Origin of the sequence: Paraburkholderia rhizosphaerae, assembly GCF_004366595.1 — a bacterium.
Taxonomy (GTDB): Bacteria; Pseudomonadota; Gammaproteobacteria; order Burkholderiales; family Burkholderiaceae; genus Paraburkholderia; species Paraburkholderia rhizosphaerae.
The window spans coordinates 23,710-37,047 of record NZ_SORE01000043.1 but is presented as its reverse complement, the minus strand read 5'-3'; the positions used below and the strand labels follow the sequence as shown (position 1 = coordinate 37,047).

The 13,338-nt window shown below is 55.0% G+C and carries 9 protein-coding genes; all 9 read left to right on the top strand.

What is annotated here, in order from left to right:
* Window positions 1-262 precede the first annotated feature (262 nt).
* The 9 genes from rfbD (at window position 263) to BX592_RS32195 (ending at window position 13,328) form a co-directional block, all read left to right on the top strand.
* A complete protein-coding gene (gene rfbD, locus BX592_RS32235) occupies window positions 263-1,165 on the top strand; it encodes a dTDP-4-dehydrorhamnose reductase (RefSeq protein ID WP_134197320.1) in 903 nt (300 codons plus the stop codon).
* A gap of 122 nt (window positions 1,166-1,287) precedes the next feature.
* The gene (gmd, locus tag BX592_RS32230) at window positions 1,288-2,322 is read left to right on the top strand and encodes a GDP-mannose 4,6-dehydratase (RefSeq protein ID WP_134197319.1); all 1,035 of its coding nucleotides are present in this window, start codon (window positions 1,288-1,290) and stop codon (window positions 2,320-2,322) included.
* Window positions 2,306-3,211, top strand: coding sequence for a GDP-mannose 4,6-dehydratase (locus BX592_RS32225; protein ID WP_134197318.1), 906 nt, complete (start codon window positions 2,306-2,308; stop codon window positions 3,209-3,211). The genes gmd and BX592_RS32225 overlap by 17 nt, the downstream gene beginning before the upstream one ends.
* 192 nt (window positions 3,212-3,403) lie before the next feature.
* Window positions 3,404-4,711 (top strand): FkbM family methyltransferase, encoded by a 1,308-nt coding sequence (locus BX592_RS32220; RefSeq protein ID WP_134197317.1) that lies wholly within the window; start codon window positions 3,404-3,406, stop codon window positions 4,709-4,711.
* An 11-nt stretch (window positions 4,712-4,722) separates the two neighbouring features.
* On the top strand, window positions 4,723-8,559 hold the full coding sequence (locus tag BX592_RS32215; RefSeq protein ID WP_134197316.1) for a glycosyltransferase: 3,837 nt from the start codon (window positions 4,723-4,725) through the stop codon (window positions 8,557-8,559).
* Between the two features lie 121 nt (window positions 8,560-8,680).
* A complete protein-coding gene (locus tag BX592_RS32210) occupies window positions 8,681-9,481 on the top strand; it encodes an ABC transporter permease (protein WP_134197315.1) in 801 nt (266 codons plus the stop codon).
* A 30-nt stretch (window positions 9,482-9,511) separates the two neighbouring features.
* Window positions 9,512-10,273 (top strand): ABC transporter ATP-binding protein, encoded by a 762-nt coding sequence (locus tag BX592_RS32205; RefSeq protein WP_134197314.1) that lies wholly within the window; start codon window positions 9,512-9,514, stop codon window positions 10,271-10,273.
* A gap of 855 nt (window positions 10,274-11,128) precedes the next feature.
* Entirely contained in the window at window positions 11,129-12,064 is a 936-nt protein-coding gene (locus tag BX592_RS32200) for a GDP-L-fucose synthase family protein (protein WP_134197313.1), read from the top strand.
* 88 nt (window positions 12,065-12,152) lie between these two features.
* Complete coding sequence (locus BX592_RS32195; protein WP_134197312.1) at window positions 12,153-13,328, top strand: FkbM family methyltransferase; 1,176 nt, start codon at window positions 12,153-12,155, stop codon at window positions 13,326-13,328.
* Window positions 13,329-13,338: the final 10 nt, after the last annotated feature.

Below are 13,338 nucleotides of genomic sequence, written 5' to 3'. Positions count from 1 at the left end.
AATCAGTTCGCCATTCTGTTCGGCGAGCGGTTCACGAACGCCATGAGCTGAGATTTTTTAAACCGACCTCGACACACAAAATTCCTGATACCTCCAGCCTTGGGGACATCGACGTATTTTCTTGAGCACCGAGCGGCTCGAAAACGAATTACTTGTATCTGTTTGTTAGTCTCCTTTACCCTTCCTTATCACAAACATAAAATGTTCGGCTTGCTTTGTGCCTATATTGAGGTCGCGGCATTCTTGTTCATGTCGAGTCCTTATGCCTGATTCGGATGAAGTCACGATCTTGCTGACTGGCGCGAGCGGCCAGGTCGGCTTTGAACTTCAGCAAACGCTGAATGCGTTGGGGCGCGTGATTGTGCCCGAACGACATTCGTTGGACCTCGCGAATCCAGATCAGATCCGCCGCGTAGTGCGCGAGGTCAAGCCGGACCTGATTGTGAATCCGGCTGCGTATACGGCGGTGGATAAGGCTGAGGCAGATTCAGACGCTGCAATGGCCGTGAATGGCCTGGCACCTGGAATATTCGCCGAGGAGGCGAAGCGTCTGAGCTCGGTGTTCGTTCATTACTCGACGGACTACGTATTCGACGGAGCGAAGCCTTCCCCGTACGTCGAAGACGATGTGTGTCATCCGTTGGGCGTTTATGGCGCGACGAAGCTCGCGGGCGAGCGCGCGGTGGAACAGGTGGGCGGCCGGTATCTCGTGTTTCGGACGAGCTGGGTATATGGTGCGCGCGGTCGCAACTTCCTGCTCACCATGTTGCGCCTCGCGAAGGAGCATCGCGAGCTTCGCGTTGTGACGGACCAGACGGGCGCACCGACGTGGGCGGTCTCGATCGCGCAGGGGACGGCGGACATATTGCGTAACGCGTTTGCGGGTCATCGCGGCGATGCGGACTGGTGGGAGCAGCACGCAGCGATCTATCACATGACCTGCGCTGGCGCTGTATCGTGGGCTGAGTTTGCGTCCGCGATTTTCGACTCGGCGCGGTTGGCCGAGCCGCCGGTCGTGATTCCCATCACGACGGAAGAGTATCCGACACCGGCCAAGCGGCCGCGCAATTCGAGGCTTTCGAATGAAAGGCTGTTGCGTACATTTGGTGTTCAACTCCCTGACTGGCGCGACGCGTTGACGCGGTGCATGGCTGGACTGGATTGACTTCACGCGTTTATTTGACCGGGGGCGTGTTTACCCTCGGCTATAATTGAGCGCCTTTCACCCATCGCAGTGTGAGGCGTCGTGGCTTTGCCGCGGCAGCATATTCTTCCAAGGAGAGTGAATTGACCAGCGCAGTTGTAACAGGAATTACCGGCCAAGATGGCGCTTACCTTACCCAGCTGTTGCTCGCAAAAGGGTATGAAGTCTACGGCACATATAGGCGGACAAGCTCGGTCAATTTTTGGCGCCTTGAAGAGCTCGGCGTGTCAAATCACCCGAACCTTCATCTGGTCGAGCACGATCTTACCGATTTGAGTACGTGCATTCGTATTCTTGAGAGTGCGCAACCGCGGGAGATCTACAATCTTGCAGCGCAAAGTTTTGTCGGCGTATCGTTTGATCAGCCCATCACGACCGCCGAAATCACGGGCGTCGGCGCGCTGAATTTGCTAGAAGCGATTCGCGTCGTGGATCGTGAGATCCGCTTCTATCAGGCGTCGACGTCGGAAATGTTCGGCAAGGTCCAGGCGATCCCGCAAAAGGAAGATACGCCGTTCTATCCACGCAGCCCATACGGCGTAGCCAAGCTTTATGCGCACTGGATTACGGTCAACTACCGGGAATCGTATGACATGTTTGGGGCTAGCGGCATTTTGTTCAACCACGAGTCGCCGCTGCGGGGCCGTGAGTTCGTGACACGCAAGATTACCGACTCGGTTGCGAAGATTTCGCTAGGCAAACTGGACGTGCTTGAACTTGGGAATCTGGACGCCAAGCGCGACTGGGGTTTCGCGAAGGAGTACGTCGAGGGTATGCATCTGATGCTGCAGGCCGACCAGCCCGATACCTTTGTACTCGCGACAAACCGTACTGAGACCGTGCGTGATTTCGTCTCAATGGCGTTTAAGGCGGTCAATGTCAATCTCGAATGGCGCGGGTCTGGGGAGAATGAGCAAGGCGTCGATGCATCGAGCGGTAAGGTCGTCGTGCGGGTTAATCCGAAGTTCTATCGTCCCGCAGAGGTCGATCTGCTGATCGGTGACCCTGCAAAGGCGAAGGCCATGCTCGGCTGGGAGCCTAAGACCTCGCTTGAAAACCTGTGCAAGATGATGGTCGAGGCGGATTTGCGGAGGAACAAGGTTGGGTTCTCGTTCTGATACAGCGGCGCGCCACGCGCTGATCACTGGCGGACGTGGGTTCACCGGCGCATACGTGCGAAGTACGTTGGAGGAGGCCGGCTATACAGTCACAGGTACGCTGATCGGTAGTGTCGGCCCGAGCGAGCGAACGCTCGACATCACCTCGCTTGACCAGTGCCGCGAGGCAATCGACGCGATTCGACCGGCGGTGGTCGTCCATCTTGCCGCGGTCAGTTTCGTCGGACATGACGACGCGCTCGAGATGTATCGCGTTAATGTTCTGGGCACGTTAAATTTGCTGCAAGCGTGTGCTGACGTCGGGCATTCGCCGCGCAAGATACTTATCGCGAGTAGCGCCAACGTATATGGAAATGCGGCGGGGGTCATCGACGAAAGCGTGCCGCCTGCTCCGGTTAGTCACTATGCTGCCAGTAAGGTCGCGATGGAGCATTTGGTGCGTACGTGGTTCGACCGGTTGCCAATTGTTATGGTCCGGCCGTTCAACTACACCGGTCGAGGGCAGTCGGACCTGTTCCTCGTTCCGAAGATCATTTCACATTTCATGACAAGAAAACCGTATATCGAACTCGGCAATCTTGACGTCGCACGTGATTTCTCCGATGTGCGTCGTGTCGCGCAGATTTATCGCGCCTTGTTGGAAAGTGATGTGGCGGGCGAAACGGTCAATGTTTGCAGCGAGCGGCCTTATACTTTGGAACAAATCGTGCAGATGGCGCGTGAAGCCAGTGGGCACGACCTCGAAGTTCGTGTGAATCCGGCGTTTGTCAGGCAGAACGAAGTAAAAAAGCTGGTGGGGTCGGCGGCCAAACTTCGGTCGTTGGTTCCAGATGCTCCGATCATCGATTTCGACTCGACTATTAAATGGATGGTGACCGCTCCAAAGTAGCGGTGCGCGATCTCAAAAAATCGTTTCCGTTGCAGCACAGCCGTACCATCGCAACGCGCTTGGTGAGCGACGGCACTGGCGTTGCTCAAAACGTGAGGCGGCGATTCGCTGACATGGATGGTCAACCTGGTGGCTATTGGCAGGCGACTGTCGACGCTTGTCGTGGTGACTCGTCGATAAAATTTCTAGCTCATGACCTTTATTTCATACGCGCAGAACTTCGAAGACGTCATGCTTTGGCGTGCGCTCAAGCACGTCAAGAGTGGCTTTTACATCGATGTGGGCGCGAATGACCCGACATTGTATTCAGTGACGCGTGCTTTCTACGGTGCTGGCTGGAGCGGCATCAATATTGAACCGGCGTCTGCCTTCTACGAACGGCTGCAAAAACATCGACCGCGTGACATGAACCTGCGCGTCGGCGCAGGTCGTGCTGCGGGCGCTTTGCCGTTCTTCGATATTCCCGGCTCTGGGCTCGCGACTTTCGATGCGACGATTGCGCAGAAGCGCCGGCAGGATGGTTGGAACGTTGAGACGATTGAAACCCCCGTGCTGCCGCTTGCGCAGATATGCGAAAAGCATGCGCCCGGAGAAATCCACTTTCTTAAAATCGACGTGGAAGGGGCTGAGAAGGACGTGCTGGAGGGCATGGATTTCAATCGTTGGCGTCCGTGGATTCTGGTGATTGAAGCAACCGCTCCGATGTCACAGCTGAGTGTGCATCACGTTTGGGAGCATGTTCTCACAGCCGCTCAATATGACTTCGCTTACTTTGATGGCCTCAACCGTTATTATGTCGCACAGGAACACGCGCACTTGAAGACGGCGTTTTCCACTCCGCCCAATGTTTTTGATGGATTCGTGCTCAATGCAGATCAGGAATCCAGGCTGCGCGCAAGCGAAGCAGAAGCACAAGCCGCTCAATTTCGAAAGAACGCGGTCAATGCGCTGACGCGAGCGGAGGAGGACGGCCGGGCTGCGGTCGCGCGACTTGCCGATGCTGAGAGCCGCATTCGAGCTGCAGACGCGGCAAAAATAGCTGCGGAGGCGGGCCGGAAAAACGCCGAGCGGAATCTCGTGCTAGCGGCGGAGCGGGCGAGCATTGTGGAACAGGAGCTTGCGGCTGTTTATGCGAGCACGTCCTGGCGCATAACGTTGCCGGTACGAGCACTGAGAGCCGTATTGACGAATCCGTCGGTGGGTCTACGTTGGGCGCGCCGAGTGACTCTTCGCGCACAGGGCTTCTTGGGCGCTGCAACTGTGAAGTCGGTGCGGTTCGTACTGGGGCAGCCCGCAATTCGACGTACCGGTATGCGCGTGCTTGCCCGATTTCCTCGGCTGGACGCGAAGGTTCGTGGGCTTAGAACTCGTGTGATCAGAAGTGAGTTGGCGCGTAGGGTTGCCGCTCAGCAAAGCCATTACGATCACCGCACGCTGCCACGTGCCGCTTCGCGATTGCTCGACGAACTGAAACGAAACATTCAAAAAAACCGGAACTGACTGCTATCTCAATGCGTCTTGTACTCGATCTTCAGGCTTGCCAGGCAACTAACAAGGCACGAGGCATAGGGCGCTATGCCATGTCGCTCGCACAACGTGTGGCAGCGTTAGCGACTAGGCACGGACGCGACCATGATGTAAGAATCGTGCTCAATAACCGTTTTCCGGAATCGGTTGAGGAGGTTATTCACGCGTTTGACGGGCTGCTACCGAAGGAACAGTTCCGCGTATTCGAGGTTCCACAAGGAACTGCTGCGATGTACCCGTACAGCGCGTGGAGAATGCATGCCGCGGAGCGGATTCGTGAAAGCGTTATTTCAGAAATGCGGCCCGATGTAGTTCATGTTGCAAGCCTTTTCGAGGGTTGGGTCGACGACGCGGCGACATCTATCGCCAAAGGACCGACGCGGAGCGGTGCGACAGCCGTCACGTTGTACGATCTGATTCCTCTGGTTCGCAAAGAAATCTACCTCGTCGACTCGCAAATGCGTGCGTGGTACTACGAGAAGCTCGAAGCACTAAAGAGGGCTGACCTCCTGATGTCAATCTCCGAGTACACCCGGAGTGAAGCGATGTCAGTGCTGCAACTGCCTGCTGATCACGTTGTTAATATTTCCGCCGCAATCGATGATGTATTTCAACCGCGGCAGATGACACCTGAAGCTATGCTCGCCTTGGGTAGTCAATACGGCTTGACGAGGCCGTATCTCATGTACACCGGCGGTATCGATCCACGGAAAAATATCGAAGGCCTAATCGAGTCGTTTGCGCGTTTGCCTGCGAAGACAATCGAGGCGCACCAGCTTGCCATTGTCTGCAATGCGAGTGAGAGCGATCGACAGCGACTATCGGCGCTCGCGGAACGCGCCGGCCTAAAACGAGACACGTTGGTCATGACCGGCTTCGTGCCCGAAGGAGATCTAATTGACTTGTACAACGGTGCGACCGCATTTGCGTTTCCGTCGCTACACGAAGGGTTCGGTCTGCCTGTACTTGAAGCAATGGCATGCGGTATCCCGGTAATCGGGGCGAATACCAGCAGTATTCCCGAAGTGATCAACTTCGAAGATGCGCTATTCGATCCAACGAACATTGATGCGATGGCAGCGAAGGTGAACCAGGTGTTGACCGATGAAGTGCTTCGCCGCTCGCTGCGTGAGCATGCGCTGGTCCAGGCGCGCCGGTTTTCCTGGGATGAGTGTGCCAGGCGTGCGATGGAAGGTTTTGAGGCGCTGCATGAACGGACCAGCTACGTGCCGGGAGCGATGGCGTTGTTAGCAGGGGATGCGCTGGAAGGCGCGCTGTCTCCGAAGCCAGATGTGGCGTCGACATCCCCGAAAGCGCGGCCGGGTCTCGTGTACTTGTCTCCGTTAGCGCCGGATAAATCCGGTATTGCCGATTACAGCGCTGAACTGCTGCGTGAACTTGTGCAGTACTACGACGTCACTGTGGTAGTTCGCTCCGCGGGAGTCGATGATCCGTGGATCCAGGCGAATTGTCATGTCTGCTCTGTCGCATGGTTCGAGACGAATGCAGACGATTTCGACCACGTCGTGTATCACTTCGGAAACTCCGAGTTTCACGATCACATGTTCGAACTGCTCAAACGGTTTCCTGGCATCGTCGTACTACACGATTTCTTTTTGAGTGGAGTGATCAACCATATCGAGGACAGTGGCGAGGTGCCCTATGCATTGACCCGCGCGCTGTATGCATCTCACGGTTACCCTGCTTTGAGTGTTCAGCGGATGGCAGGGAAGCTTGCATCGATCTGGAGCTACCCGGGCAACCGGCTGGTCTTGGATGATGCGGTGGGTGTGATCGTGCATTCGCAGTTTTCAAAGGAATTGGCCAACGAGTGGTATGGGCCGGGTGTCAGTGATGACTGGACGGTCATCCCGCACCTTCGCGCGCTACCGCAGTTGAATCGCGACGACGCGCGGCGACGACTTGGCTTGTCGGAGAAAGATTTCCTCACGTGTGCCTTTGGTCTATTGGGTGAGACGAAACTCAACAGACAACTGTTGGATGCGTGGCTTGCTTCGCCGTTGGCTGAAGATTCGAACTGCCAGCTAGTCTTCGTTGGGGAGAACGATCCGGGTGTATACGGAATCGAATTGACGAAAAGGATTCGCGATAGTGGGCGTGGGTCGCGTATCAAGATCACCGGGTTTGCGGCACGTTCGCTATACCTCGACTATCTCGCTGCGTCCGACAGCGCCGTTCAGTTGCGAGGCCGCTCGCGCGGTGAAACATCCGGCACGATACTGGACTGCCTTGCGCACGGGATACCAACGATCATCAACGCAAACGGATCAGCCGCTGAAGTTCCGGATGATGTAGTGATGAAAATGCCGGATAGCTTTACGCAAGCGATGCTGACCAAGTACCTTTCGAGCCTTCGAGACACGTCGATGGCGCAAGCCCTGTCTGCGCGAGCAAAGGAATTTATCGGAACGCGGCATCATCCGACCAATATCGGCAAGCAATATCGCGATGCGATCGAGCAGTTGTCCGTCCGGGCGATGAAGCGCAAATCGCTTCTCCGGGCTCTATCGAGAATTGAGGGAACGGCTGATGCGACGGACGTCGATTTGATTGAGGCGGTCCGCAGCATTGCATGGAATCAAGGTGGCCCATCCAGCCCGAGGCAGTTGCTAGTTGACGTATCAGAACTGGTACAGCGCGATGCGAAGTCCGGGATACAGCGCGTAGTGAGAAACGTGCTAAGCATACTGTTGCGAAATTCACCGGAAGGGTATCGCGTCGAGCCCGTCTACCAGCGAGACGGGCGCTATCTGTACGCGCGCAACTTTACTTGCGCGATGTTAGGGTTGGACGATTCGATACTTAACGACGAAGAGGTCGAGCCGCGTCCGCAAGATCGATTTCTCGGGCTCGATCTCTATCCGGACGGCGTGGTGCGAAACGAGCGACTGTTTCACGAGTTTAGGAATCGCGGCGTCTCGGTGTACTTCGTCGTGTACGACCTGCTTCCCGTGTTGAGGCCCGATACATTCGTTGCGAATGCTGATGTGCACTTTGCTCATTGGTTGAAGGCGATCTCTCGCGCGGCGGATGGATTGATCTGCATTTCTCGTGCGGTTGCTGACGAACTTTGCGAATGGGTAGCGCGCGCAGACGTTCGACGCTGCACGCCGCTAAACGTGGGGTATTTCCACTTAGGGGCGGACCTGTCGGTTGGAGCACCCCCACATGTGTCGCGCGTGCCCGACAAGGCGGATAGGCAACGCGTGAGTGTGCTCGAGCATGTAAAGGCAAGACCAAGCTTACTTATGGTTGGAACTGTCGAACGCCGTAAAGCGCATGCGCAAGCGCTGTCGGCGCTTGAATTGTTGTGGGCGCGCGGAGCGCAGGTCAACCTCGTGATCGTCGGCAAGCAAGGCTGGATGGCGGATGAACTGATAAAGACGCTACGAAATCACCCGGAGAATGGGAAACGTCTGTTCTGGCTTGAGAAAGCGAGTGACGCGTTGTTACTGGAACTGTACGATTGCGCCTCTGGGCTGCTCGTCGCGTCAGAGGGCGAGGGGTTCGGTTTGCCGCTAATCGAAGCCGCGCAGCATGGGTTGCCGATCGTGGCGCGCGACCTACCGGTCTTTCGCGAGGTAGCCGGTGAGCATGCCTTCTATTTTAGCGGCACGTCCGCGGAATCTCTGGCGGAGCCTCTCACAAAGTGGTTGTCGCTGCTTGAGCAGCGCAGTGTGCCGGACTCGTCCGGAATGCGTTGGCTGACATGGGCGGAGAGCACGGAACGACTGCTGAATGTTATTTCGGATCGTGACTGGTACAGAGTGGTGTCAAGCTCGCGTTCGACAGACAAATAGTGCGGTGCAGGTATTTGCCGCATCGTTCGCGTGTCGACCAGCAGCGGTTACCGCAACCCGTGACCGCCGTTTCGCTCGACATTAAACTTACTTAAACCGTTTGACTTTGATGTAACGCTAAATGCCTAAGCAACAGATCTCAGTGGCTTTGCACGATATTTCCGCGTCGGCCCGCCGTTCGTCGCTAGCCGTGACACTCGGATGGCAGGACGTCCGGCAGCGCTATCGCCGGTCGGCTCTAGGTCCGCTATGGTTGACTATTAGTATGGGGGTGATGATAGCGACTATCGGCGTGGTGTTTGGCTCGATTTTCAGAACGCCGCTTGCGGAATTTTTCCCCTTCCTTTCAATAGGAATTATTCTTTGGGGATTTATTTCCACCACAGTAACCGAGGGATGTTCAGGTTTTATTGCCGCGGAAGGAATTATTAAGCAGTTGCCGATTCCATTGTTTGTTCATATTTTGCGCATGCTTTGGCGGAATATGTTGATTTTTCTCCATAACCTGATCATTTTTCCTTTGGTGTTGCTGGCGATGCGCCTACCGCTCCATTGGACGATGTTAGTATCCATTGCGGGATTCGCGCTGCTCGTTTTGAATCTTTCGTGGATATCGTTGCTCTTTGGTCTCATATGTGCGCGATATCGCGACCTTGCACAAATTGTGACGAGCGCTTTGCAAGTGGTGTTTTACTTAACCCCGATCGTATGGATGCCCAAGACGTTGCCGCATCGGGCCGGGTTGTACCTACTAAATGTCAACCCGGCCTTTCATCTAATCGAAATTGTACGTGCACCACTGCTGGGTGCTCTGCCGACCGCGACTAACTGGATTTTTGCAATTGTCATGGCGATTGTAGGCTGGTGTGTAACACTGGTTATGTACGGGCATTACAAGCGACGTATCGCGTACTGGTTGTAACGCCTTGCATTTGAGATAGTGACCAATATTATGGCTTCCATCCAGTTTCAGAATGTTTGCGTGGATTTCGCGATTTACAATGCAAACGGTCGGTCCTTGAAGAAACGTTTGATGCAAGTCGCCACCGGTGGTCAAATCGGAGCGGACGATCAGGGGCGGGTAGTCGTCCGGGCGCTTGAAAATCTATCATTCAATTTTAATGACGGTGATCGGGTCGGGCTTTTAGGGCACAACGGTGCCGGGAAGAGCACATTATTGCGCTTGCTGGGGAAGGTTTATGAGCCGTCGTCGGGTACCGCGCGAATTTGTGGCGAAATTGGTTCATTGATTGATATTTCGCTCGGAATCGATCCAGAAGCCACTGGGCGCGAGAATATTTATATTCGTGGCGCGCTGCTGGGTATCTCGAAAGCCAGAATGACTCGCGAAATCGATGACATCGTCAATTTTTCCGAGCTGGGTGACTTTATAGATATGCCATTACGCACGTATTCCAGCGGTATGCATTTGCGACTGGCGTTCGCTGTTTCAACGATGGTCCGTCCGGAAATTCTTCTGATGGACGAGTGGCTCGCAGTCGGGGATGAAGGGTTTAAGCATCGCGCCGAACAACGGCTCACGGAACTCGTCAAGGCGACGAACATACTGGTGTTGGCCACGCACTCGCGTGGCCTGATCGAGCACACCTGCAACCGCGTTATCTGGTTGGAACACGGAAAGATCCGAATGGACGGTGATCCGCAGAGTGTTACCGATGTCTATTTCGGTCCTAAGGCGGGAGCAGATGATTAGCACGACTCGGTTGTCCTGGTACGGAGCGTAAGACTGTCGGTTGCGAGAGCTTGACAGGCGCTTCCTGTGCGTCGATCGGAGTTGCAGTGAACTTGGTTGTGTATCGGCAGGCGTCTGTTCAATCGGCTGCGTACGGCGATCATCGCCCGCGCAGCGACCACTGTTCACGATGAGCGGCGTGCGGTTGCTATAGATAGACCATGTTGGAGACGCTACCTCACGCCTGCGTGATCTATGGCAGGTACGTCACGCGTCGTTTGCAACGCTGGTCCGATGATAGCCCGCAACGGGTGAAATTTCACTCGTGCATCACGCGATGATCGACGTTGTGTGTTGTGTGTTAACTGGGCCGAAGCTGACTTTCGGTCCTCGTGCTGGTGATGGGAGATGCGGTACCGCGATGGCAATGCATGACGCCCGTGAGTTAGTTGGATCGGAGACATGGCTTGACCAACACAACGACGCGCGCGAATATCGATGCGTATCGCCACAACACCGATCGTCTAATCGCGTTATGAATTCAGTCGAATTTGCGAGGGAGACAAGCTATTTTAGAAAATCAGGCAAATTGCCTTTCGCGCGAAGCGCTGGATACGGTCGCGATCACTGCGGAAGTTTTGCGGGCGGCGTTGATCATGCGTTGCGGTTACCTTATCCAAGCTGTCGGACACTTCATCGCAGCGACCCGACAAGCGCACGGCCGGTGCGTCACATCTTACGTCGTTGCCTATATAATTTTTAGTCGCCGTAACACTGCGTAGGAATTTTCGGTCTTCGTGACCAATTTCTATGTTTGTTTTCGGTTTATGATCCTTGCGCTTGCGCAGGGGTCGGTTTCGAACCAAGGAGTCAATCATGAACGTATCAGGCGAAAAGGTCTTGATCACGGGCGCTGGTGGTGTCATTGGCCGCGCCCTGGAGAAGGAACTGCGTGACGCGGGGTACTCGAATGTCGTCTCAATTACCAGTAAAGATCTGGATTTGAGGGACCAGGTTGCGACAGAGGATGCGTTCAAAGCAATGCAACCAACGTTGGTTTTTCATTTGGCCGCGCGTGTCTACGGCATTATGGGAAACATGTCCAATCGCGGAATTGCCTACCTTGACAACGTTCGAATTAATACCAACGTAGTCGACGCTGCGCGTCAAACCGGCTGTCGCAAGGTAGTCGCAATGGGTTCTACGGCAATTTACTCCGACCGCGTGCGTTTGCCGATGTCTGAGGAGGAGATCTGGATCGGTGAGCCTCACTATTCGGAGGCCCCATACGCGCACAGCAAGCGCGGCATGTTGGCGCAACTTGCTGCCTACAAAGAACAATACGACATGGATTACGCGTTTTGCGTATCCACCAACCTGTTCGGCCCGCACGATAAGTTCGATGAGAAATTCGGCCATGTCATTCCATCGCTAGTATCAAAGTTCTATCGAGCGGCAGAATTAGACCAACCTATGTCGGTTTGGGGAACGGGTAAGGCCGAACGCGACTTTCTTTTCAGTTCTGATGCGGCATACGCCCTGCGTCTGATTGCCGAGAGACACAGTGGTGCGATCAATCTTGCGACGGGCGAGTCGCATACGATCCGACACACGGTAGATACGTTATGTGAAATTTCTGGTTACCGCGGCACGGTCGAATGGGACGCCACGAAGCCAGACGGACAAAAATTGCGCGCGTACGATGTTTCTCGCCTCGACGCATTGGGCTTCAAGCCACGAGTCAAATTCGAAGACGCACTCGCGATTACGTACGACTGGTACCGAAACAACGTCGCCAGCGCTAGAAAGTAGCTTTGCTTCCTTGCTTGGCTGTTCGTGTGTCATGCCATGTTAATTGCAGCGGTTCTTTAACCTGTGGTTGTCTACGGTTGTCTAACAGATGAATTTTGTTTCGTACGCGCAGAATTTCGAAGACGTGATGCTTCGACGTGCGCTCGCCAAGGTCGAGCGTGGGTTCTACATAGACGTTGGCGCTGCTGAGCCAACTGCAGATTCGGTGACCGCAGCTTTCTATGAACGAGGTTGGCGCGGAATAAATATCGAGCCGATGGCAGGCCCATTTGGACGCCTTACCGAGGCCCGACCGGAGGATATCAATCTCAATGTTGCGGTTGAGAATAGAGAGACGGCCGCGCGGTATTTTGCAGTTGATGGCGGCAACGGTATTTCCACTGGCGTAAGACGGCTGGCTGAGACATACAAAGATGCAAACTGGGATGTCAGCCAGGTTACCGTAACAGTTATCCCGTTGCGTGATATTTGTGAGAAGTACGTAGGTGACAGGCAAATTCATTTCCTGAAAGTCGATGTTGAGGGAAATGAGCGTGAGGTCCTGGCCAGCGCGGACTTCAGCAAATTCCGGCCTTGGATCATCGTGGTAGAGGCCACGGAGCCGAACTCGACGGTGCCTTCCCACGAGGAGTGGGAGGGTCTTCTGCTGGATGCGGCATACAAATTTGTGTACTTTGACGGACTCAATCGATTCTATCTCTCCGAAGAGAAAAACGACGAGCTCGCGCCAGCCTTTGCGGTGCCACCAAATTGGTTTGATGGATTTGTTCGTGCTCCCGAGGCGAAGGCTACGCGACGAGTGACAGAGCTAGAGCGGGAGGTGGAGGAATTGCGCCGGGGATGGCTCATGGAAAAGGCCGGTCGCGAGCAAGCAGAGAAAGTGCTCGCCAACAATGGTTGGCTCACAGCGTACAAGAAGGAAACGCCAACTATCGATGAGAAGTCGAAACCTTACCCAGCAGTTGAGAGCGGTCTCGTTCATCAGGAAATCGAGGAGTTGCGCACGAAACTTGACGCTTGTGAAAAGCATGCTTCAACTCTCGAGCGGGAACGCGACGCGTGCTATCAGGAACTGTTTGAGTCATCCAGATATGCGGCATGGTTGAGTCAGGAAAAGGTGCGTCTCCAGCTTCGCATCGAGGAGCTGGAGCAGGTCACGTTGGTCGAGGCGAGAAGTGCGGTGGCGGCAATGCTCTCCAGTACATCATGGCGCGTAACAAAGCCGCTTCGTAGCATCAAGCTCGCAATTCGTCGACAGTCCTAGTTTCTATGGA

Bases quoted from the DNA above. Each gene is read 5' to 3' on its own strand.
- BX592_RS32220 (WP_134197317.1), top strand. From the start codon at position 3,404: ATGACCTTTATTTCATACGCGCAGAACTTCGAAGACGTCATGCTTTGG.
- BX592_RS32195 (WP_134197312.1), top strand. From the start codon at position 12,153: ATGAATTTTGTTTCGTACGCGCAGAATTTCGAAGACGTGATGCTTCGA.
- BX592_RS32210 (WP_134197315.1), top strand. From the start codon at position 8,681: ATGCCTAAGCAACAGATCTCAGTGGCTTTGCACGATATTTCCGCGTCG.
- BX592_RS32200 (WP_134197313.1), top strand. From the start codon at position 11,129: ATGAACGTATCAGGCGAAAAGGTCTTGATCACGGGCGCTGGTGGTGTC.
- rfbD (WP_134197320.1), top strand. From the start codon at position 263: ATGCCTGATTCGGATGAAGTCACGATCTTGCTGACTGGCGCGAGCGGC.
- BX592_RS32205 (WP_134197314.1), top strand. From the start codon at position 9,512: ATGGCTTCCATCCAGTTTCAGAATGTTTGCGTGGATTTCGCGATTTAC.
- BX592_RS32215 (WP_134197316.1), top strand. From the start codon at position 4,723: ATGCGTCTTGTACTCGATCTTCAGGCTTGCCAGGCAACTAACAAGGCA.